Source organism: Bacillus sp. FSL K6-3154 (assembly GCF_040869395.1).
Lineage (GTDB): Bacteria > Bacillota > Bacilli > Bacillales > Bacillaceae > Bacillus > Bacillus safensis.
In genome coordinates, this window is sequence record NZ_CP152033.1 from 1,742,115 (window position 1) to 1,764,579 (window position 22,465).

The following is a 22,465-nucleotide window of genomic DNA, read 5'->3' on the forward strand; positions in this document are numbered from 1 at the left end:
AGAGAACATTCTCTCCATCAGGTTTGGTGGCGATAGCGAAGAGGTCACACCCGTTCCCATACCGAACACGGAAGTTAAGCTCTTCAGCGCCGATGGTAGTTGGGGGTTTCCCCCTGTGAGAGTAGGACGCCGCCAAGCTTCTATAAGGATCAGTTCCAGTCGGAACTGGTCTTTTTTGTTTTTTAAGAAAAGGAACAAACACTCGATCTGACATGGATACATATACTAAACTACCATCTAAAACATTCTTAATTTTGTATACAATTGAAAGCGCTAGGGCATACTGAAGCTATAAGTGGAGGTGTCACAATGAGCAAAAAAGAGCGAGAAGCGACTTGTTTGATTTGTGAAGAGAAAAAAACAAAGGGAATTTATTTATATCATCAGTTTTTGTGCCGAGAATGTGAGAGAAAGTTAATTTCTACATCGACCTCGGATCCTAGCTATGCCGATTATGTTAGAAAGCTAAAAAATCTTCATACGCCGCCTTTGTATTCATAGACCATTAGATGGTCTTTTTTTATGAGCTATGGAGGATTGGGCCTGTTTTTTGGAACTTAGTTTGGACATCATCCGTAATTAATAATAAGATAAACAGAGAGCCTGATTATTCATAGGAGTCGATGAACATGAAATCAATCTTTTATACATTTATATGGGCCATCCTCTCTACTTTTTTTTCGCTTGTGATTTTAACCGTCAGTATTGGGGTTTTCCATCATCATGTTGGATTATCGATACTGTATGCGATGGTGGGGTGGGGCGTGATGTTTGCAGGGAGCAGATGGATTGCTTTCCAGTTGTTTTTAAAGAAACACGGACTGTCTCGTAGTGATTATGTATATATCAAACAGCATTTAAAAGAAGCAGGACAAAAGCTCGTACGTTTAAAGAAGGCTTTATTTGCTGTGAAGAACGTACAGACGATCAAACATAATTATGAAATTCTCCGACTTGCACGACGAATCTATACGATTACAAAAAAAGAGCCGACCCGGTTTTATGATGCACAGCGTTTTTATTTTGAAAGCTTGGATTCTGTCGTTGAACTAACTGAAAAATATGCACTATTGTATAACCAGCCTGATCGCAGTCATGAGCTGGAAATGACACTCAGTCAAACTCGAGTGACGCTGACAGAACTGCAAAAGCAATTGACGAATGATTTGCAGCAAGTATTAGGAAGAGACATAGAAGCCCTTCATATTGAGCTTGAAGTGGCAGATAAGATGATAAAGAAATAATGAAAGGAGTCAAACGTAATGAAACCAGAAGATCACATCCCAACAGCATCTGCTTCCACTACAGATCTTCAGTTTCAGGTGTTTGATACCTTATCTGATGAGGAGAAACAAGAAGCCATACAGCGTGCTGAGCAGATCCCTGACAATCCGCAAAAGCTGCTTTTCTATGGTACACGTGTGCAGGAACGATTATTGGAACAATCACAACAAATGATGAAATATGTTGAGAAAAAAGATATCGATCAAATAGGAGACGTGCTTGAGGCCTTTTTGCACCAGCTGCATGTAGTAGAACCGGAGGACTTACTGCCAAAGAAGCGGGGTTTTTTTTCGAAGTTATTTCGGCGGGAGAAGCGTTCTACTCAGGAAATCATATCGCGTTTTCAACATGCAAAATCACAGATCGAAAGATTATCAGCAAGGCTTCGTTACGCAAAAGGCGGATTAATCTCGGATCATATGTTATTAGAGCGTTTATTTCAAGAAAATCAAACTTTTTTCCAAGAGATGACGCTGCAGGTTGCAGCAGTTGAAGCGAAAATGACAACTTTAGAGAAGCAGATCATATCAGAACCGGAGCAGATTGGTAATCGGACTATAGAGGAGCAATTGATGAGTCAGGAAGTCAATGCAGAAGAATATATGGAGAGGTTGAAAGAACGGAAATATGATTTGCTGCTAAGCCGGCAAATTGCGTTGCAATGTAATGCCCAAATTCGAATGATCCAGAATACGAATCATACATTGGCCAATCACATTCAATCAACAGTTTCTGCATCTATTCCTCTATGGATTAACCAAATGTCGATTGCATTAACGCATATTCAACAGCGTGCCAATTCAGCTCTTGAGAATCGAATCCAAAAAACATATGAAAAGGTATCAAAGCAGCAGGGGGAGCTTCTTGAAGAGGCAGCTTTTGCACCTATAGATACGTTGAAAAAGGTTCAACGCCAATTAGCTGAAACCTTACAGGAAACGTTACAGGTGAAAGAGCATGGAAGCCAAGAGCGAGCCCAATTGAAAAACAGCATGTATGAGGCAGAACAGCAGCTGGCGAATCACCAGCCAATAAAGGAATGAGAATCCATCTTTCGGTTCCCTTGTATGAACGTTATAATAGACATAAGATATCGTTAAAGTGAAAAGGGTCGATTTGTTTGAAAACACCTTTATATACAGCATTAGCACAACATGCGGAAAAGAAACCTTATTCTTTCCACGTTCCAGGACATCACAATGGAGATGTCTTTTTTGATGAGGCACGGTCTTATTACGACTCAATTCTTCAGCTGGATGTAACAGAGCTTGAAGGGTTAGATGATCTCCATCATCCAACTGGTGTGATTCAAGAGGCTGAACATTTATTGGCAAAGCTATATGGATCAGATCAAAGCTTTTTCCTTGTGAATGGGACAACTGTCGGAAATTTAGCGATGGTGATGGCAGCCTGTCGTGCGGGAGATGAGATTTTCGTCCAGCGAAATTGTCATAAGTCTATTTACCATGCGATTGAGCTTGCAGGAGCCACGCCTATTATGGTAGAAGCTGAGGTAGATCCACACCTGCATGTTCCAACACATGTGACGGATGAAACAGTCAAAAAAGCCATTGCCAAACATCCTAATTGCCGGGCGATCGTTTTGACTTATCCAAACTACTACGGACATGCAGCTGATTTATCAAAACTGATACACATGTGCCACGAAGCAGGCATGATCGTTTTAGTTGATGAGGCACATGGTGCACATTTTGTATTAGGCGGCGCTTTTCCTCCATCTGCTCTTTCCTATGGAGCTGACGTGGTGGTACAATCAGCACATAAAACCCTTCCGGCCATGACGATGGGATCCTACCTTCATCTACAGGGAGGGCGAATGGATGCTAAACATTTGAAAACATTCCTCACGATGCTTCAAAGCAGTTCTCCATCCTATCCAATTATGGCCTCATTAGATGTGGCAAGGGCCTATGTCGAGGAGATCAAGAAAAAAGAGATCTTGGATGGAATCATGAAAGGGCTGGCAGAGCTGAAAAATGAGTTCAACCTTATACCTCAGCTTGAAGTGGTCGAGTCTGAATTGCTTTCTAACGATCCATTAAAATGTGTGATTCGATCAACAAAAGGGCTGACTGGTTATGAACTAAAACGAGTACTTGAATCAGTGGAGGTTCACCCAGAGCTTGCGGACGAACATCAGGTTTTACTTGTCTTTGGTTTAGAACAGAAGAAGGATATCCCTTTTAAACGGATAGAGCAGGCACTTAATCAAAGCAATTCATTGCTCAAAGGAAAAGATCATGTCCAAAGTGAGGCGCTGTCTATTGAGAACGATGAGCATAGACAGGATATAGAAGCCGTTCCATTTGAACATGCAGCAGGCCGGATTAGTGCAGAATCGGTTATACCATACCCACCGGGTATTCCTTTGATCGTTAAGGGAGAGCGTATTGAAATCGATCAAATTGCGGCTTTAAGCCGATTGCTTGGGCATCAGGTTCATGTTCAAGCCAGTCAGGTGATTCATCAGAGAAAATTATATGTTGATATAGAAGAGGAGACACTATGAGCGGTATGTTTATTACGTTTGAAGGGCCAGAGGGTGCCGGAAAAACGACAGTGATTCAAAAAGTGTATGAAGAAATGGAACGCCAAGGATATGCAGTGATGGCGACACGTGAGCCTGGCGGCATTGACATTGCAGAGCAGATTCGTGAAGTCATTTTAAATGAAAAAAACACAAAAATGGATGCGAAAACAGAAGCTTTGCTGTATGCAGCCGCAAGAAGGCAGCATTTGGCTGAGAAGGTAGAACCGGCATTACAGCGCGGGCAGACGGTTTTATGTGATCGTTTTGTCGATAGCTCCCTTGCTTATCAAGGTTATGCGAGAGGGCTTGGGATTGAAGAAGTAAAGTCAATTAACGACTTTGCTATCAATGGCACGATGCCGCAAATGACCATTTATTTTTCAATTACACCTGAGGAAGGGCTAAAGCGAATTGATGCCAACCAGGGAAGAGAAAAGAATCGATTAGACATGGAGACGCTGAATTTCCACCAGCTTGTCAGAGAAGGCTATGAACTGCTTATTGCACAATCGCCAGAACGATTCCGTGTAGTGGATGCGTCTCAGCCGATGCAGGCTGTCTATGAAGAAGTCCTTCAATTGATTCAGGACACATTAAAGCAAAATCAAATATGACCTAATTCCCAATCGTTGTTATAATATAGAGGAAGACATCGGCATGTCATCTGTGCCTAAAATAAAGGAGGCCAATCAAATGAAATTAATTGTTGCCGTTGTACAGGACCAAGATAGCAGCAAGTTGTTGAAAATATTGACTGAACATCATTTCGGCGTGACAAAATTAGCTTCAACTGGTGGGTTTTTAAAGTCTGGGAATACGACTTTTATTATTGGTTGTGATGATGTCCGGGTGGATAAAGCATTACAGCTTATAAAAGAAAATTGCCGTAAACGTGATCAAATGATCGCGCCTGTCTCCCCAATGGGCGGAAATGCAGATTCATACGTACCATACCCTGTTGAGGTTGAAGTTGGCGGAGCTACTGTTTTTATTCTGCCAGTTGAACAATTTCATCAATTTTAAGGATGGGTTGCTGTGAAAATTAATCAAGATATGCGGCTGCGTTTAGAAAAGCGTGAACTTCAAGCGATGAAAGGAAGCCAGACATCTGCCTCCTTTAAAGCTTCGATGGAAACGCAAAGCGGCAAACTGCGCTTAGAACAGCTGACGGTCATGCTGAGTGATATCGAAGTGTTCGGAAAAAAGCTCGCAAAGTCACGAAACCTAAAGGATTTGGCTAGGTTTAAAGGACTGGTGAAGCGCTTTGTGAAAGAGACAGTCGATAATGGACTAAATATAGAAACATCAAGGAGCTTTGACATTTATGGCAACACACGTACACTTGCTTTGGTCAAAGCCTTAGATGAAAAGCTGATTGAATTAACCGAGGAAATGATGGATCAAGAGAAACCATCTATTGATTTGCTTGAACGTATTGGAGAAATAAAAGGTTTATTGATTAACCTTTACACATAGAGAGTGATAACATGGCAATTAGCTGGGATGACATGAATGATTTGCAGCCGCGCGTCATGCGGCTGATTTTTAATAGTATTGATAAAGACCGACTTGCGCACGCCTACTTATTTGAAGGAAAAAAAGGAACCGGAAAACTGGATGCAGCGATGCTTTTGGCTAAGAGCTTTTTTTGTTTGGAATCAGGAGTGAAACCATGTGAATCCTGTCAAAACTGCAAAAGGATTGCATCAGGAAACCATCCCGATTTACATCTTGTGCAGCCCGATGGCCAATCAATTAAAAAGGCGCAAGTGCAGGCATTGCAAGAGGAATTTACAAAAGCAGGTGTAGAATCTCACCGGAAAATGTATATTATTCTTCATGCGGACAAAATGACGGTCAATGCCGCGAACAGTTTATTGAAGTTCCTAGAGGAGCCTAATCGGGAAACGATGGCGGTTTTAATCACTGAGCAATCGCATAAAATGCTGGATACGATTATTTCAAGATGTCAGATGCTCAGCTTTCAGCCGCTGCAGCCACAATCCTTAGAGCAGCAGCTTTTACAAGAAGGCGTATCTCAGCATCTCGCAAGGCTTTTGTCGAATTTAACCAATAATTTAGCAGAAGCACTCGAATTAAGTCGAAATGATCAGTTTGCAGAGTCTAGAGCGAAAGTGATAAAATTGTATGAAGTCTTACACCAGCGAAAAGAACATGCATTTTTTTATATACAGGATCAATGGATGCCTTTTTTCAAAGAGAAAGACCTTCAAGAAACAGGTCTGGATATGCTTTTATTTATATATCGTGATGTATTGTCGATTCAAATAGGAAATGAAGATAAAGTCATTTATCAAGACTTATTCCAGACAATGAAGCAGCATGCGCTGCATTCCACACAGCAGATGGTGACCAGCCAGATCCTTGCTGTATTAGAAGCGAAAAAGAGACTTCAATCCAACGTGAATGCCCAAGGGCTGATGGAGCAATTGGTGTTGATGTTGCAGGAGGGATAAGCTTGTACAACGTAATTGGTGTTCGCTTTAAAAAAGCGGGCAAAATCTATTATTTCGATCCTAATGGATTTCATATAGAAAATGATAGTTGTGTCATTGTAGAAACGGTTAGAGGGGTTGAGTACGGACAAGTGGTCATCGCCAACAAAAAAGTAGATGAACACGATGTGGTTCTCCCTCTGCGTAAAGTCATTCGTGTAGCAGACGAACGTGATCGGCTCATCGTTGAGGAAAACAAAGAAGCAGCGATGACAGCCTTTGATACATGTCTTCAGAAAGTAAGTGAACATGGGCTGGAAATGAAATTGGTTGATGTTGAATTTACATTTGACCGAAACAAGGTCATCTTCTACTTCACAGCAGATGGCAGAGTTGATTTCCGTGAGCTAGTGAAGGATCTTGCATCAATCTTCAAAACGAGAATTGAACTTCGCCAGATTGGTGTAAGAGACGAGGCAAAAATGCTTGGCGGCATTGGTCCTTGCGGGCGAATGCTTTGCTGTTCGACATTTTTAGGAGACTTTGAACCAGTGTCGATTAAGATGGCAAAGGATCAAAACTTGTCGTTAAATCCGACAAAAATTTCAGGCCTATGCGGACGTTTGATGTGCTGCTTGAAATATGAGAATGATGAGTATGAAACAGCGAAAGAACAATTACCGGATATCGGCGAAACGATTCAGACGTCTAATGGCTCTGCAAAGGTAGTAGGGCTCAATATTTTAGAACGAATTTTGCAAGTTGAATTAACCGGGCAAGAAAAAGTGATAGAATATACATGGGAAGAATTATTACAAGAAGGCGTTGTATCTGCACAAACAACTGAGTAACGAGGTGTGCCACCTTGGATAAAAAGGAACTATTTGATACGGTGATTAATTTAGAAGAACAAATCGGTTCTCTTTATCGCCAGTTAGGTGATTTGAAAAATCATATCGGTGAAGTGATTGAAGAAAATCATCAGCTGCAAATGGAGAATCAGCACTTGCGTGAACGTCTGGATCAGTCCGATCGAGACAAATCGTCTGAGGCAGAGAATGATTCTGCCCAGAAGCCAAGTCATTCTGATATCGGAGAAGGTCATGATAACCTGGCCCGGTTATATCAGGAGGGCTTCCATATTTGTAATGTACATTATGGGAGCATTCGTAAAGAGGGAGACTGTTTGTTCTGTCTGTCATTTTTAAATAAAAAATGAGAAAAGGCTTCCGCTGAATCGGGAGCCTTTTTCACAGGAAAAGAAAGGATACATCATGGTTTCGTTAAGAGAAGATGAACGTTTAGATTACCTGCTCGCCGAAGATATGAAGATTATTCAAAGTAAAACTGTGTTTGCCTTTTCATTGGACGCGGTGTTATTAGCTAAATTTGCGTATGTGCCAATCCAAAAAGGAGAGATCATTGATCTTTGTACCGGAAATGGCATCGTGCCATTGCTGCTTTCAACTCGTTCTAAGGCCTCGATTACGGGTGTTGAAATTCAAGAACGGCTGTTTGATATGGCAAAAAGAAGTGTGGAGTATAATCAACTTGCGCACCAGATCGAATTGATTCATGGTGATTTGAATGATATGCCGGAACGCTACGGCAACCATAAAGTTGACGTGATTACATGTAACCCGCCATATTTTAAAACACCCTCTAAGGATGAAATCAATGAAAATGAATATTTGGCGATTGCACGGCATGAAATTCATTGTACATTAGAGGATGTTATTCGTGTTTCTTCCACGCTGCTAAAGCAAGGGGGGAAACTGGCGATGGTTCATCGACCAGGAAGGCTGCTTGAGATTGTTGAATTAATGAAAAAATACCGAATTGAGCCGAAACGAATTCAATTTGTTTATCCCAAACAAGGGAAAGAAGCCAATACCATCTTGGTAGAGGGCATAAAAGATGGAAAACCAGATCTGAAAATTCTTCCGCCTCTTTTTGTTTATGGGGAAGATCAGGAGTATACAGATGAAATCAGGACGATACTGTATGGAGAAGCATAATCATTATTTCTATGTATTAAAATGTGCAGATGGCAGCCTGTATGCGGGTTATACAAATGATTTACAAAAAAGACTGATAACCCATAATAGTGGAAAGGGAGCAAAGTATACAAGAGCGAGACGGCCGGTTGAGCTTTTTTATCATGAATGTTTTGCAACCAAAAGAGAAGCCATGCAGCAAGAATATCGTTTCAAAACGTGGACGCGGAAAAAGAAAGATATTTATATAGAAGAAATGCGAATGGAAAAGGAGGCGGCACATGAAAAAGACACAGAAAAGCTTTGATGGTCAATCTGGCATGGGTATTCTTTATCTTGTCCCAACCCCGATCGGAAATCTAGAAGATATGACGTTCCGAGCGATACAAACATTAAAAGATGTAGACTATATTGCAGCAGAAGATACAAGGCAAACGAAAAAGCTTTGTCATGTATACGAAATTGATACACCCTTAACCAGTTATCATGAGCATAACAAAGACAGCAGCGGCCACAAGTTAATCGAATGGCTAAAAGAAGGGAAAAGTATCGCACTTGTGAGTGATGCCGGTTTACCGACGATTTCAGATCCAGGGGCTGAAGTGGTTCGAGATTTTACTAGCATCGGAGGCTATGTCATTCCGTTACCTGGCGCAAATGCTGCACTAACAGCACTTATTGCATCAGGAATCGCGCCTCAGCCATTTTTCTTTTATGGTTTTCTCGACCGTCAGAAAAAAGAAAAGAAAAAGCAGCTTGAAGCCTTGAAGAAACGTCAAGAAACGATCATTTTCTATGAAGCGCCCCATCGGTTAAAAGAAACGCTGACTTTAATGAAGGAAGTGTGGGGGAATCGGAACATCGCAATTACGAGAGAACTGACGAAAAAATTCGAAGAGTTTATTCGTGGAGATTTAGAATCTGTGTTGACATGGGCTGCGGAGAATCAAATTCGAGGTGAGTTCTGTCTTGTGGTACAAGGAAATGATCAAGCTGAAGAAGAGCTGAATGAAGAAGCTTGGTGGACGTCCTTATCTGAAAAAGAACATGTGATCCATTACATAGAGGAAGGATTAACGTCGAAGGAAGCCATTAAACGTACAGCTGTCGAACGTGGTGTACCAAAGCGCACGATATACGATGCTTATCATATTGAACAATAAAGAAAGGTTCTTGCAAACGGTGCAAGAACCTTTTTTATATGAACCTTATTTTTGTGATTGAAGTTGGTTTTGGATTTCGTTAATGATTTGCTCTGCACCTTCACGGCTAAGAACTAATTTACCATTAGCAAGTTTAAGGTTATCGTCTGATACTTCACCTGTTACTTGGCAAGTCATGTTTGGTTTATATTTTTTTAAGATAATTTTTTCATCATCAACATAAATTTCCAAAGCGTCTTTTTCAGCGATTCCTAGCGTACGGCGAAGTTCGATTGGAATCACCACGCGTCCTAATTCGTCAACTTTACGTACAATACCTGTAGATTTCATCTTCATTCTCCTCCCAAAAAGTTCTTATTCTTAAAATAATATTATCTTCGTCATTATTCGACAAATTCCTTACATTCCTAGCATAACAAGGTTTCCATAAATCGTCAATCATTTTGTTTACTATTGTTTGTAAAATATGACTCTTAAAGTCAAAAGACCTTGAAACTACTGGTGTATAAGGATTTTGTAGGCTTTTCCTATGAAAATATAAGAAATGACGAGATCAGATTAACAAGACTTTTGCCCTAATTTAGCCAATTGTAAATCTGGAAATAGATTTCATACGACAATATTCGACAAAATGTCGACGGGTTTGTCGTTTTTTTCGAAAAACTCATCTTTTTCGATCATTTCAGCTTGTTCTATGTATATATGCTTGATCTTAAAGGCTAAGATGGTATCATAGAGAAAGCACAAGTGCAAAATTAAATGAATTGATCTGACACATTTTCATGTAATGATGATAACCGCTCTCGTCCATTGGGCGGGAGTTTTTGACATTTACACACACGCAGGAGGTTCCGACATGCCGGAAAAGAAAAAAACGTTTTATCTGACAACACCTATTTACTATCCGAGCGGAAAATTACATATTGGACATGCTTATACGACAGTAGCAGGAGATGCTATGGCTCGTTATAAACGTCTTCAAGGCTATGATGTGATGTATTTAACAGGTACAGATGAGCACGGACAAAAAATTCAGCAAAAAGCTGAAGAACAAAATATCACACCGATCGAGTATTTAGATCCAGTCGTTGAAGACATTAAATCATTATGGAAGAAACTCGACATTTCGAATGATGACTTCATCCGTACAACAGAAAAAAGACATACGAAAATCATTGAGCAAGTCTTCCAAAAACTGCTCGATCAAGGCGATATTTATTTAGATCAATATGAGGGCTGGTACAGTATTCCTGATGAGACATTCTATACAGAAACACAGCTCGTTGATGTTGAGCGTAATGAGGAAGGGGAAGTCATTGGCGGGAAAAGCCCTGACAGCGGCCACCCCGTTGAATTAATTAAAGAGGAATCCTATTTCTTCCGTATGAGTAAGTATGCGGATCGTTTGCTCGATTATTACGAAAAGAATCCATCGTTTATTCAGCCTGAATCAAGAAAGAATGAAATGATTAATAACTTCATTAAACCAGGTTTAGAGGATTTAGCAGTATCAAGAACAACCTTTGATTGGGGAATTAAAGTTCCTAACAATCCAAAGCACGTCATTTATGTATGGATTGATGCGTTATTCAACTATTTAACTGCGATTGGCTATGGAACAGATCAAGATGAAAAATATAAAAAATATTGGCCTGCCAACGTACATCTCGTAGGAAAAGAAATTGTACGCTTCCATACGATTTATTGGCCGATTATGTTGATGGCATTAGATCTGCCTCTGCCGAAACAAATTTTCGCACACGGCTGGCTGCTCATGAAAGATGGCAAAATGTCTAAATCAAAAGGGAATGTGGTAGATCCGGTCACATTAATTGATCGCTATGGCCTCGATGCCCTTCGTTATTACCTGCTTCGCGAAGTACCATTTGGTGCAGATGGTGTGTTTACACCAGAAGGATTCGTGGAACGTGTAAACTATGACCTTGCCAATGATTTAGGTAACTTGCTTAATCGTACAGTTGCGATGGTCCAAAAATATTTTGACGGCACATTAAGCAGCTATAAAGGCCCTGTTAATGAGTTCGATGAAGAGCTGAAAGCAGTAGCTGAACAAACAGTCAAAGCCTATGAAGAAGCGATGGAAAATCTTGAATTCTCTGTGGCTCTTTCAAATGTTTGGACATTAATCAGCAGAACCAATAAATATATTGATCAAACAGCTCCGTGGGTGCTGGCAAAGGATGAAACAAAACGAAAAGAATTGCATTCTGTTATGTATCATTTAGCAGAATCACTTCGAATCACTGCAGTACTCTTAACGCCGTTCCTAACGAAAACACCTGAGAAAATCTTCTTCCAGCTTGGAATTGAAGAAGATAAGCTCAAAAGCTGGGATAGTATATTATCATTTGGTGCGATTCAACAAGCAACGGTACAAAAGGGAGAGCCTTTGTTCCCGCGTTTAGAGGTTGAAGAAGAAGTAGCCTACATTAAAGAAAAAATGCAGGGAAGTGCACCTAAGGTAGAAGAAGAGAAAGTGGAAATCGAAGAAACGGAATTACCTGAGCTGGGAGCAGAAATTGCATTTGATGATTTCTCAAAAGTTGATCTTCGAGTTGCACAGGTATTGGAAGCAGCCCCAGTGAAAAAAGCCGATCGTCTTTTAAAGCTTCAGCTTGATTTTGGATTTGAAAAAAGACAAATCGTCTCTGGGATTGCCAAGCACTATCAACCAGAAGAATTAGTAGGGAAAAAGCTCGTTTGCGTAGCAAATCTTACCCCAGTTAAACTCAGAGGGGAAATTTCCCAGGGAATGATTTTAACTGGAGAAACAGGCGGGAAATTGCAGGTTCTTGAAGTAGATCAAACTCTAGCAAATGGAACAAAAATTTTATAAATCAACAAAGGTGTTCCACGTGTAACATTTCGTCGAACACCTTTTGTTTTTTAGCAGAATTGTCGAAAGGAGCAATCAACCATGTTATTTGATACACATGCCCACTTGAATGCAGAACAATACAATGAAGACTTAGAACAGGTGATCGAAAGAGCGAAAAGCGAAAAAGTTGAGAAAATCGTGGTGGTAGGGTTTGACCGCCCAACAATTACGAGAGCGATGGAATTGATTGAAGAGTATGATTTCATATATGCAGCTATCGGCTGGCATCCAGTCGATGCTATTGATATGACAGATGAGGATTTGGCTTGGATCAAAGATTTATCTCAACACGAAAAAGTGGTTGCGATTGGTGAAATGGGTCTGGATTACTATTGGGACAAGTCGCCAAAAGATGTGCAAAAGGAAGTCTTTAGACGCCAAATTGCTCTTGCGAAGGAAGTGAATCTTCCAATCGTTATTCATAATCGTGACGCAACGGAAGATGTCGTGACGATTTTAAAGGAAGAGGGAGCAGCTGAAGTTGGAGGTATTATGCACTGCTTTACTGGCAGTCTAGAAACTGCAAAAGCGTGTATGGAGATGAACTTTTATATTTCATTCGGTGGACCCGTGACATTTAAAAATGCCAAAAAGCCAAAGGAAGTTGTAAAGGAGATACCGAGTGACAAGCTTTTGATTGAAACAGACTGCCCATACTTAACGCCAGTGCCATTTAGAGGGAAACGTAATGAGCCAAGTTATGTCAAATATATTGCAGAACAGATTGCGGAGCTGAGAGAAATCAGCTTTGAAGAGCTTGCTGAATTGACAACAATAAATGCAAAAAAAGTTTTCCGTATAAACTGACAGTATATGATGTCAATCCTTGTTTAAGCTTGTCCAATTGTGAAACATAACGAAAAAGTTCTACACGTTTGCGCCTCCTCATAGGATAAGTTGTCGATAAGTCTTTCTTCCCTTCCTTCCATAAATCTCCCATAATAGGTTTACAATCGAGCATTTTTGTACAGTGGGTGGAAGGGTTGACAGGTTTTGAGATACTCTATATAATCTCTCCGAGGAGAAGGAGGCGTTTTTCATCGTACAAAAAATGAAAAATCTGTTTTCTGTGAAGCTAGGAAAAGGCAAGATTTTGTTACTCGTTGTTTGCTTGCTTTTAGCTGGAACTGGAACGGCTTACGGTGCGCATGAGCTCACTAAGCAGTCTATTACCATTTCAATCAATGGTAAAGAGAAGACAATTCGTACACATGAAGAGACAGTAGCTCAGCTGCTTTCAGACCTTGGCATAAGGACCAAGGCGGAGGATCATATCTCTCCAAGTCTAAATACAAAGATTCAAGACAACATGAACATTGTGTATGATGCGGCTATACCGGTTCATCTGACCCTAGACGGGAAAGAGAAAACGATATGGACAACAGATCAGACGGTTGGAGCATTATTGAAGAATGAGAAAATAGATATTGGGAAGCACGATCAAGTAACTCCAGGAAAGAATGACAAGTTAACAAAGGATATGAATCTTGTGATTCAGCAGGCCTTCCAGGTCAGCTTAAATGATGGAGGAAAAGATAAAAAAGTGTGGACCACTTCGACTACGGTCGCTGACTTTTTAAAGCAACAAGAGCTAAAGCTCAAGAAGCACGATAAGATCAAGCCTGCGTTACATAGTAACCTTTCTAAAAAGAGCGCAGATATAAAGATCACTCGGGTGGAAAAAGTCACCGATGTAGTGGAAGAGAAAATTGCTTTTGATACCAAACATAAAAAGGATCATTCTCTTGAAAAAGGGAAAGAGAAGGTACTTAAAAAAGGTGAAGAAGGTAAATTGAAGAAGCACTATGCCATTGTGAAAGAAAACGGCAAAGTGGTGTCTAAAGAATTGATTAAAGAAGTGACCGAAAAAGATAGTAAGGACCGATTAGTGGCTATTGGTACACAAGTGGCCAAAAAGGAGCCTACAGCGTCCCCTGCGGTTTCACGAAGCAATGAATCGTCAGGAAAAGAATTTTATGTGGCGTCAACAGCCTATACAGCGAGCTGTGCTGGATGTACGGGCAGAACGTCTACAGGCTTTAATTTAAAAGCAAATCCAGGTGCAAAGGTTATAGCAGTTGATCCGAGTGTCATTCCGCTGGGCTCAAAAGTGTATGTGGAAGGCTATGGATATGCCGTTGCATCAGACACTGGATCTGCTATAAAAGGGAATAAAATTGATGTGTTCGTCCCAAGTAAGTCGGCAGCTTATCAATGGGGAAATAAACGAGTGAAGATTAGAGTACTCAAATAAACACATCAAATCATTTATATGAACAGAGGGCTTTGCGCACCCTCTGTTTTTTTGGTTATAATAGAAGCACTGTTTTCTAATTAATTAGACGCAAAAGCAGCATGAAAGGTTTCGTTTTTTTAACCAAAAAATGTAGATTGTTTTTGCAAGCGGAGGAATACATGAAAATCAAAGAAATCATTGTGGTGGAGGGTCGTGATGACACTGCCAGAGTGAAGATGGCGGTTGATGCAGATACGATCGAAACAAACGGATCCGCCATTGGCGATACAGTCATTCAACAAGTGCGTCTTGCGCAGGAGACGAGAGGGGTCATTATTTTAACAGATCCTGATTTTCCTGGTGAGAAGATCCGTAAAACCATCGCAGAGGCAGTTCCTGGCTGTAAGCACGCTTTTTTGCCAAAACATCTTGCGAAGGCGAAGCGGGATAAAGGAATTGGTGTCGAGCATGCTTCCCTGGACAGTATTCGGGAATGTCTTGCCCATGTCCATGAAGAAATGGAAGAATCGGAAAGTGACATTACATTAGACGACTTATTTGACGCAGGCCTTATCGGAGGCGAAGCATCGAAACGCCGCCGCGAACGACTAGGAGTGCTTTTAAATATAGGATACACCAATGCGAAGCAGCTGCAAAAGCGCCTTCACATGTTCCAAATAACCAAACATGATTTTATTGCGGCCTTAAAGACCGTCATGCAGGAGGAAGCCGATGAATAAAGATATTGCGACACCCGTCAGAACGAAGGAAATACTGAAGAAGTACGGTTTCTCTTTTAAAAAGAGCTTAGGGCAGAACTTCTTAATTGATACAAATATTTTAGATCGCATTGTCGATCACGCAGAGGTTACAGATGAGACCGGCGTCATTGAAATTGGGCCTGGTATCGGCGCATTGACAGAGCAGCTCGCTAAACGTGCAAAGAAAGTCACCGCTTTTGAAATCGATCAGCGTTTATTGCCTATTTTAAACGATACGCTTTCTCCATATGATAATGTCACGATCATTCATCAAGATGTATTAAAGGCGGATGTGAGAAAGGTCATCGAGGAAAATTTTGCTGACTGTAAAGAAGTGATGGTCGTAGCCAACCTTCCATATTATGTGACAACACCGATTATTATGAAATTGCTTGAAGAAAACCTTCCATTGAAAGGGATTGTGGTCATGCTGCAAAAAGAAGTAGCAGATCGTATGGCAGCTGTCCCTTCATCTAAGGAATACAATTCACTGTCTATCGCAGTTCAATTTTACACAGAAGCAAAAACGGTGATGGTTGTGCCTAAAACGGTTTTTGTTCCTCAGCCAAATGTCGATTCGGCTGTGATTAAGCTGACTGTTCGTGAAACGCCTGCTGTCTCAGTAGAAAATGATGCGTTTTTCTTTCAATTGATCCGAGCGAGCTTTGGCCAGCGCCGGAAAACATTGATGAATAATTTGATGAATAATCTACCTGATGGAAAAAAACATAAAGCGATCATCGAAGAAGCACTTCAAACAGCAGATATTGATGGAAAGCGCCGCGGAGAATCATTATCCATTGAGGAATTTGCCCGTTTGTCGAATGTTTTACAAAAAGCCCTTTCGTAAGGGCTTTTTTCTTTTGTTTTTCACCACTTCAACTGTTCGGGCATAGGCTAGAAAGAACAGCACATATGAAAGACGACCATGTGTAGTGCAAGACGATACCAACAGGATATGAGCCTGATTGTGGAGTGAACAGCATGCAATTTCAAATAGGAGATATGGTGACGAGGGCATCCTATCAAATGGATATTATGTTTCGAATCATACGAATTGATGAGACAGATCAGCACGAAGCCACTGCCATATTGCATGGGAATGAAGTAAGGCTGATTGCTGATGCTAAGATGTCGGATCTCGTCTTGATTCAAAAAGAGGAGCAGCTGACAAGGGAGAAGGACGACGAACGGAAAATTAACGAATCGCTCGACTTACTAAGACAGGATTATCAGCTGCTGCGTGAAAAACAAGAGTATTATACTTCTGGACAATATCAGCATCAGGAGCAGTATTTTCACATGCCTGGAAGGGTCCTTCATTTAGATGGAGATGCTTCATACTTAAAGAAATGCTTAGATGTATATGAACGAATTGGTGTGCCTGTATATGGAGTGCATTGCCATGAGAAGAAAATGCCAAGCGTGATCGATTCGTTACTTGATCAATATCGGCCTGATATTTTGGTCATTACAGGGCATGATGCGTATTCCAAGCAAAAGGGCGGCGTAAATGATATCGGTGCCTATCGCCATTCTCGTCATTTCGTTGAGACGGTTCAAAAAGCAAGAAAGAAAATTCCTCATTTAGATCAGCTTGTGATCTTTGCAGGCGCCTGTCAATCTCATTTCGAATCATTGATCCAAGCAGGTGCCAATTTTGCAAGCTCACCTTCACGTGTGAACATCCATGCGCTCGATCCCGTCTATATCGTTGCGAAGATCAGCTTCACTCCATTTGTAGATCGAATCAACGTATGGGATGTGCTTCGTAATACATTAACAAGAGAAAAAGGTCTCGGAGGCATCGAGACGAAGGGTGTTTTAAGGGTAGGTATGCCATATAAAAAAGACCATGAATCGACATAACCCGACTGATTTCAGTCTGGTTTTTTTTATGTGTAAAAAGAAATTTCAAACGGATACATAATTCACCGGAATTTGAGAAAAATAGGGAGGAGAAAAGGTAGAAGTTTGTCAAAATTATTTTGTTGACAATGGCTCGTGTTGGTTGATATAATTTAATTTTTATTTGACAAAAATGGGCCGTTGTTGTATAATTATCTCAGTGAGGTGGATGCAATGGCGAAGACTTTGTCCGACATCAAAAGATCGCTTGATGGTAACTTAGGTAAACGTTTGACGTTAAAGGCTAACGGAGGCCGCCGTAAAACAATTGAGCGTTCGGGCATTTTAGCTGAAACGTACCCTTCTGTATTTGTGATTCAATTAGATCAAGATGAGAATTCGTTTGAAAGAGTTTCTTACAGTTATGCAGATATACTGACTGAGACGGTCGAATTAACGTTCGATGATGCCGCTAGCTCAGTCGCCTATTAATGGGCAGTGAACTTCTTGTTTACTGCTTTTTGTTTTGCCTTTTTTTCTGAATGGGAGTCTGTCCATTTTTTGAAAGGGGTAAAAGAAAAGATTCGATACAAAATAAGAAAGCCACAAAAGCAGTGGCACTGATTCGAATTCTCGACTAAAGGGGCTGTTTCGTTTGGGTAGACGCCGAGGCATTATGTCAGATGAGTTCAAATACGAGCTGGCGAAGGATCTTGGATTTTATGATACCGTCAAAAATGGAGGCTGGGGAGAAATTCGTGCGCGTGACGCAGGGAATATGGTCAAACGTGCCATCGAATTAGCTCAGCAGCACATGGCTCAGGAAGAGAATCAACGATAGAAAAATGGTCAGGGATACCTCAGGTGTCTCTGGCTTTTTTTGTTGGAAAAGTCAGTGTGCTGGGCGTAAAAGCCAATATTCATCAGATCCATCAAATGTGATACAATATTGATACTTATGTTTAGATGGAGAAGTAGGTGAAATGTTTGCGTATTTTAGAAAAAGCACCGGCAAAAATTAATCTCTCACTTGATGTCCATGGAAAAAGACCGGATGGATATCACGAAGTAGAGATGGTGATGACAACAATAGACCTTGCAGATCGACTTGAGCTGACGGAGCTGGATAAAGACGAAATCCGTGTATCATCTCATAATCGATTTGTGCCAGATGATCAGCGTAACTTGGCTTATCAGGCAGCTAAATTACTCAAAACAAGGTTCGGTATTCAAAAAGGAGTATCGATTGTCATCACAAAAGCAATACCTGTTGCAGCAGGTTTAGCTGGAGGCAGCAGTGATGCTGCCGCAGCGCTTCGCGGTTTAAACCGTTTGTGGAAGTTGAATCTCACGTTAGATGAACTGGCTGAGCTTGGAGCGGAGATCGGCTCAGATGTGTCTTTTTGTGTACACGGAGGCACAGCACTAGCGACAGGGCGTGGAGAAAAACTGAAGCATATCGCGACACCGCCGCATTGCTGGGTGATTTTAGCGAAGCCGGTGATTGGGGTATCTACAGCTGAAGTTTATAGACAATATGACGCAAGCAAAGTAGAACATCCAAATGTACAGCGTATGATTGAAGCCATTGAAGCGAAAGATTATAAAGAGATGTGCGGCTCACTCGGTAACGTCCTTGAGTCAGTGACATTAAAGATGTATCCAGAAGTAGATATGATCAAAAGACAGATGAAGCGTTTCGGTGCTGATGCTGTATTAATGAGTGGAAGCGGCCCAACGGTATTTGGCTTGATTCAATATGAATCGAAGGTACAAAGAATATATAACGGACTGAGAGGATTTTGTGATCAAGTATACGCTGTCCGCATGATCGGCGAACAAAATGCCCTTGATTAAATCCGTATATTAAGTTATATTATTCATAAATTATTCGGGTTCTGGGGGTAAGTTCATGAAGTTTCGTCGAAGCGGCAGATTGGTGGACTTAACAAATTATTTGTTAGCCCACCCGCACGTACTAGTACCTTTAACTTTTTTTGCAGAACGTTATCAATCTGCAAAGTCCTCCATTAGTGAAGACTTAACGATTATCAAACAGACCTTCGAACAGCAGGGAATAGGCACATTGCTTACTGTACCTGGCGCTGCTGGCGGAGTGAAATATATTCCTAAAATTCACCTAAAAGAAGCAGATGACGTAGTAAACGATATCGGAGAGGCATTATCAACTCCTGAACGTGTACTTCCTGGCGGTTATTTATATTTAACCGATGTTTTAGGCAATCCATCGATACTTGCGAAAATCGGTAAGCTGTTTGCGACCATCTTTGCGGACCGTGCGATTGATGTCGTCATGACCGTTGCGACAAAAGGTATTCCGATTGCCTATTCTGTTGCGGGTTATTTAAATGTGCCTGTTGTGATCGTTAGAAAAGATAATAAGGTAACCGAAGGATCAACTGTCAGTATTAATTATGCGTCAGGTTCTTCTAACCGAATTCAAACCATGTCCCTTGCAAAGCGAAGCTTAGATAAAGGCTCCAATGTGTTGATCATTGATGACTTTATGAAAGCGGGCGGAACCATTAACGGCATGATGAATTTGCTTGAGGAATTTAATGCAAATGTTGCAGGAATCGGTGTTCTTTTAGAAGATGAAGGCGTAGATGAACGTCTTGTCGATGAATATGTCTCGTTGTTAAAGCTTTCTACCATTGATATGAAGCAAAAAATCATTGAGATCAATGAAGGCAATTTCCACGAGTTTTTTCATTCGAAAGCGTAAGCTTTGATTAAACATGTATTTGAATGGGAGAGATTGATATGACAAAAGTTGTTCAAACCAAACATGCACCAGCAGCCATTGGACCTTACTCTCAAGGAATTATTGTCAATAACATGTTTTACAGCTCAGGGCAAATTCCATTAACCCCAGCTGGAGATTTTGTAAATGGAGATATTAAAGAACAAACACATCAAGTATTCCGTAATCTTGAGGCTGTACTTGAAGCAGCAGGTGCTTCCTTTGAAACAGTCGTGAAAGCAACTGTTTTCATTAAAGATATGGAACAATTCGCTGAAGTGAATGAAGTGTACGGTGAGTATTTCCATACACATAAGCCAGCTCGTTCATGTGTGGAAGTGGCAAGACTTCCAAAGGATGCGCTTGTAGAAATAGAAGTAGTTGCATTAGTTAAATAAACAGGCACTCTCAATGAAAGCCGTTTGGTTTCATCATATGCAGGGAAAGACATCATCATGATGTCTTTTTTTATGCTGAGAATGTAAGCGCCGTCACGAATATGACAAATAATGTATAAATATCCCGATATTTCAAAAAAAGTTTAAAAAAAGAGCAGGAGAATCACCACGATCGTTGAATACCTAAGTAATGCTTTTATATTGGGAAAAGGTGGTGAACTACTGTGGAAGTTACTGACGTAAGATTACGCCGCGTGAATACCGATGGTCGCATGAGGGCGATTGCATCCATCACGCTGGACCACGAATTTGTTGTTCATGATATTCGTGTGATTGATGGAAACAATGGGTTGTTTGTAGCAATGCCTAGCAAACGCACGCCTGATGGAGAGTTTCGCGATATTGCACATCCAATTAATTCAAGCACTCGGGGTAAAATCCAAGATGCTGTATTAAATGAATATCATCGCTTAGGCGAAGAGGAAGAAACAATTGAATATGAAGAAGCTGGAGCTTCTTAATCATATGTGAACTTAAAAAGACGGCTTTAAGAGAAAATGAATGTTTTCTTTTAAATGCTGTCTTTTTTTCGTTCTTTCTCTTGTTTCTTAAGTCTTTCATCTGTTAGAAAATTATTGTACTTCCTTATGTATCCTTGAAATCAGTCTTTATTTAGGATATATTTTTCTATGGATAATAGGGATATTGGAGGCCAATCAATGGATAAGCGGTTCGCAGTGATTTTAGCAGCGGGAAAAGGAACGAGAATGAAGTCAAAGCTATATAAAGTACTTCATCCAGTTTGCGGAAAGCCAATGGTCGAGCATGTGGCAGATGAAGCGTTAAAGCTTTCTTTAGCCAAGCTAGTGACGATTGTCGGTCATGGTGCAGAGGACGTGAAAGAGCAGCTTGGAGACAGAAGTGAGTATGCACTTCAAGAAGAACAGCTGGGAACAGCCCATGCCGTCAAACAAGCAAAGTCGTTCCTCGCGCAGGAAAAGGGAACAACCATTGTCATTTGTGGTGATACGCCATTATTGACAGCGGAAACAATGGAAGCCATGTTAAGCGAGCATCAAAAACATCAAGCGAAAGTCACTATTTTAACAGCACATGCGGATGATCCGACAGGCTATGGCCGTATTATTCGTGACGAAACAGGTGCTGTCGTGAAAATTGTGGAGCATAAAGATGCGAACGATGCAGAGCGTCAAGTGAATGAAATTAATACAGGGACTTATTGCTTTTCAAATGAAGATCTCTTCCGTGTGATTGAGCAAGTGTCGAATGAAAATGCACAGGGTGAATACTACTTGCCAGACGTTATTGAAATTCTAAAAAATGAAGGGCAAACAGTTGCAGCTTATCAAACACCGCATTTTGAAGAAACACTTGGAGTTAACGATCGTATCGCTCTATCACAAGCAGAGCAATTCATGAAGCGACGTATTAATCATCAGCATATGAAGAATGGTGTGACCTTGATTGATCCTGAGAACACGTATATTTCGCCAGATGCTGTCATCGGTGAAGATACAGTTATTTATCCTGGGACGGTCATCAAAGGGAATGTGAAAATCGGTGCAGACGCCACTATTGGGCCAAACACTGAAATTGTTGACAGCATCATCGGAGATCGAACAGTCGTTAAGCAATCTGTCGTCTGCGATAGCGAGGTTGGAGTTGATGTGACAATTGGACCGTTTGCTCATATTCGCCCGTTGTCGAAAATTGGCGATGAAGTAAAAATCGGAAATTTTGTCGAAATCAAGAAAACAGTTTTCGGAGACCGCAGCAAGGCATCTCATCTAAGCTACATTGGAGACGCAGAGGTCGGAACTGATGTAAACCTTGGCTGTGGTTCCATTACAGTCAACTATGATGGGAAAAACAAATTCTTAACGAAGATTGAAGACGGCGCATTTATTGGCTGTAATTCAAATCTAGTTGCACCAGTCACTGTCGGAAAAGGGGCATATGTTGCAGCCGGTTCAACGGTTACAGAAGATGTACCGCAGGATGCATTGTCTATTGCTAGAGCAAGACAAGTCAATAAAGAAGATTATGTGAAAAATATTCATAAAAAATAATCCAAATACCCGGAGGTT

General features: G+C 40.9%; 27 protein-coding genes and 1 rRNA gene. 27 read left to right on the top strand and 1 reads right to left on the bottom strand.

What is annotated here, in order from left to right; genetic code table 11:
- Positions 1–22 precede the first annotated feature (22 nt).
- From rrf to rsmI, 14 genes are all read left to right on the top strand, one after another.
- A 5S ribosomal RNA gene (gene rrf / locus MHH61_RS09040) occupies positions 23–138 on the top strand.
- 171 nt (positions 139–309) lie between these two features.
- A complete protein-coding gene (locus tag MHH61_RS09045) occupies positions 310–501 on the top strand; it encodes a sigma factor G inhibitor Gin (RefSeq protein ID WP_125587535.1) in 192 nt (63 codons plus the stop codon).
- Positions 502–629: 128 nt separating this feature from the next.
- A complete protein-coding gene (locus MHH61_RS09050; RefSeq protein WP_024427210.1) occupies positions 630–1,244 on the top strand; it encodes a 5-bromo-4-chloroindolyl phosphate hydrolysis family protein in 615 nt (204 codons plus the stop codon).
- 18 nt (positions 1,245–1,262) lie between these two features.
- Positions 1,263–2,327, top strand: coding sequence for a toxic anion resistance protein (locus tag MHH61_RS09055; protein WP_125587536.1), 1,065 nt, complete (start codon positions 1,263–1,265; stop codon positions 2,325–2,327).
- A 77-nt stretch (positions 2,328–2,404) separates the two neighbouring features.
- A complete protein-coding gene (locus tag MHH61_RS09060; protein ID WP_125587537.1) occupies positions 2,405–3,814 on the top strand; it encodes an aminotransferase class I/II-fold pyridoxal phosphate-dependent enzyme in 1,410 nt (469 codons plus the stop codon).
- Complete coding sequence (gene tmk / locus MHH61_RS09065; protein WP_048239529.1) at positions 3,811–4,449, top strand: dTMP kinase; 639 nt, start codon at positions 3,811–3,813, stop codon at positions 4,447–4,449. The genes MHH61_RS09060 and tmk overlap by 4 nt, the downstream gene beginning before the upstream one ends.
- 79 nt (positions 4,450–4,528) lie before the next feature.
- A complete protein-coding gene (locus MHH61_RS09070; protein ID WP_024425625.1) occupies positions 4,529–4,858 on the top strand; it encodes a cyclic-di-AMP receptor in 330 nt (109 codons plus the stop codon).
- 12 nt (positions 4,859–4,870) lie between these two features.
- Entirely contained in the window at positions 4,871–5,311 is a 441-nt protein-coding gene (locus MHH61_RS09075; protein WP_024425626.1) for a YaaR family protein, read from the top strand.
- 11 nt (positions 5,312–5,322) lie between these two features.
- Positions 5,323–6,312, top strand: a complete 990-nt coding sequence (holB, locus tag MHH61_RS09080) for a DNA polymerase III subunit delta' (protein ID WP_024425627.1) — start codon at positions 5,323–5,325, stop codon at positions 6,310–6,312.
- A 2-nt stretch (positions 6,313–6,314) separates the two neighbouring features.
- Positions 6,315–7,142, top strand: coding sequence for a stage 0 sporulation family protein (locus tag MHH61_RS09085; protein WP_024425628.1), 828 nt, complete (start codon positions 6,315–6,317; stop codon positions 7,140–7,142).
- 14 nt (positions 7,143–7,156) lie between these two features.
- Positions 7,157–7,510, top strand: coding sequence for a DNA replication initiation control protein YabA (yabA, locus tag MHH61_RS09090; protein ID WP_024425629.1), 354 nt, complete (start codon positions 7,157–7,159; stop codon positions 7,508–7,510).
- Between the two features lie 55 nt (positions 7,511–7,565).
- On the top strand, positions 7,566–8,309 hold the full coding sequence (locus MHH61_RS09095) for a tRNA1(Val) (adenine(37)-N6)-methyltransferase (protein WP_024427205.1): 744 nt from the start codon (positions 7,566–7,568) through the stop codon (positions 8,307–8,309).
- Positions 8,296–8,595: a GIY-YIG nuclease family protein gene (locus tag MHH61_RS09100; protein ID WP_024425631.1), complete on the top strand. Its 300-nt coding sequence runs from the start codon at positions 8,296–8,298 to the stop codon at positions 8,593–8,595. The genes MHH61_RS09095 and MHH61_RS09100 overlap by 14 nt, the downstream gene beginning before the upstream one ends.
- The gene (gene rsmI / locus MHH61_RS09105) at positions 8,570–9,451 is read left to right on the top strand and encodes a 16S rRNA (cytidine(1402)-2'-O)-methyltransferase (RefSeq protein WP_024425632.1); all 882 of its coding nucleotides are present in this window, start codon (positions 8,570–8,572) and stop codon (positions 9,449–9,451) included. The genes MHH61_RS09100 and rsmI overlap by 26 nt, the downstream gene beginning before the upstream one ends.
- Before the next feature lie 45 nt (positions 9,452–9,496).
- Here the strand turns inward: rsmI and MHH61_RS09110 are convergent, their stop codons facing one another.
- Positions 9,497–9,787, bottom strand: a complete 291-nt coding sequence (locus MHH61_RS09110; RefSeq protein WP_087975202.1) for an AbrB/MazE/SpoVT family DNA-binding domain-containing protein — start codon at positions 9,785–9,787, stop codon at positions 9,497–9,499.
- Between the two features lie 520 nt (positions 9,788–10,307).
- On the opposite strand from MHH61_RS09110, the gene metG reads away from it, so the two are divergent.
- The 13 genes from metG (at position 10,308) to glmU (ending at position 22,447) form a co-directional block, all read left to right on the top strand.
- A complete protein-coding gene (gene metG, locus MHH61_RS09115) occupies positions 10,308–12,308 on the top strand; it encodes a methionine--tRNA ligase (protein ID WP_125587538.1) in 2,001 nt (666 codons plus the stop codon).
- An 81-nt stretch (positions 12,309–12,389) separates the two neighbouring features.
- The gene (locus tag MHH61_RS09120; protein ID WP_125587539.1) at positions 12,390–13,157 is read left to right on the top strand and encodes a TatD family hydrolase; all 768 of its coding nucleotides are present in this window, start codon (positions 12,390–12,392) and stop codon (positions 13,155–13,157) included.
- Between the two features lie 244 nt (positions 13,158–13,401).
- Positions 13,402–14,604, top strand: a complete 1,203-nt coding sequence (locus tag MHH61_RS09125) for a G5 and 3D domain-containing protein (RefSeq protein ID WP_125587540.1) — start codon at positions 13,402–13,404, stop codon at positions 14,602–14,604.
- Between the two features lie 161 nt (positions 14,605–14,765).
- The gene (rnmV, locus tag MHH61_RS09130) at positions 14,766–15,326 is read left to right on the top strand and encodes a ribonuclease M5 (RefSeq protein WP_017359323.1); all 561 of its coding nucleotides are present in this window, start codon (positions 14,766–14,768) and stop codon (positions 15,324–15,326) included.
- Positions 15,319–16,197: a 16S rRNA (adenine(1518)-N(6)/adenine(1519)-N(6))-dimethyltransferase RsmA gene (rsmA, locus tag MHH61_RS09135; RefSeq protein WP_025093515.1), complete on the top strand. Its 879-nt coding sequence runs from the start codon at positions 15,319–15,321 to the stop codon at positions 16,195–16,197. Before rnmV ends, rsmA begins: the two co-directional genes overlap by 8 nt.
- 134 nt (positions 16,198–16,331) lie before the next feature.
- The gene (gene yabG / locus MHH61_RS09140; protein ID WP_125587541.1) at positions 16,332–17,216 is read left to right on the top strand and encodes a sporulation peptidase YabG; all 885 of its coding nucleotides are present in this window, start codon (positions 16,332–16,334) and stop codon (positions 17,214–17,216) included.
- Between the two features lie 213 nt (positions 17,217–17,429).
- Positions 17,430–17,687: a biofilm formation stimulator Veg gene (gene veg / locus MHH61_RS09145; protein WP_024425637.1), complete on the top strand. Its 258-nt coding sequence runs from the start codon at positions 17,430–17,432 to the stop codon at positions 17,685–17,687.
- 163 nt (positions 17,688–17,850) lie between these two features.
- Positions 17,851–18,036 (top strand): small, acid-soluble spore protein, alpha/beta type, encoded by a 186-nt coding sequence (locus MHH61_RS09150; RefSeq protein ID WP_017366434.1) that lies wholly within the window; start codon positions 17,851–17,853, stop codon positions 18,034–18,036.
- A 146-nt stretch (positions 18,037–18,182) separates the two neighbouring features.
- The gene (gene ispE, locus MHH61_RS09155; RefSeq protein WP_019743558.1) at positions 18,183–19,052 is read left to right on the top strand and encodes a 4-(cytidine 5'-diphospho)-2-C-methyl-D-erythritol kinase; all 870 of its coding nucleotides are present in this window, start codon (positions 18,183–18,185) and stop codon (positions 19,050–19,052) included.
- 55 nt (positions 19,053–19,107) lie between these two features.
- The gene (purR, locus tag MHH61_RS09160; protein WP_024425638.1) at positions 19,108–19,941 is read left to right on the top strand and encodes a pur operon repressor; all 834 of its coding nucleotides are present in this window, start codon (positions 19,108–19,110) and stop codon (positions 19,939–19,941) included.
- A gap of 38 nt (positions 19,942–19,979) precedes the next feature.
- The gene (gene ridA / locus MHH61_RS09165; protein WP_024425639.1) at positions 19,980–20,357 is read left to right on the top strand and encodes a 2-iminobutanoate/2-iminopropanoate deaminase; all 378 of its coding nucleotides are present in this window, start codon (positions 19,980–19,982) and stop codon (positions 20,355–20,357) included.
- A gap of 224 nt (positions 20,358–20,581) precedes the next feature.
- Positions 20,582–20,878 (top strand): septation regulator SpoVG, encoded by a 297-nt coding sequence (spoVG, locus tag MHH61_RS09170; protein ID WP_008357439.1) that lies wholly within the window; start codon positions 20,582–20,584, stop codon positions 20,876–20,878.
- A 198-nt stretch (positions 20,879–21,076) separates the two neighbouring features.
- Positions 21,077–22,447, top strand: a complete 1,371-nt coding sequence (gene glmU, locus MHH61_RS09175) for a bifunctional UDP-N-acetylglucosamine diphosphorylase/glucosamine-1-phosphate N-acetyltransferase GlmU (RefSeq protein WP_125587542.1) — start codon at positions 21,077–21,079, stop codon at positions 22,445–22,447.
- Positions 22,448–22,465 lie beyond the last annotated feature (18 nt).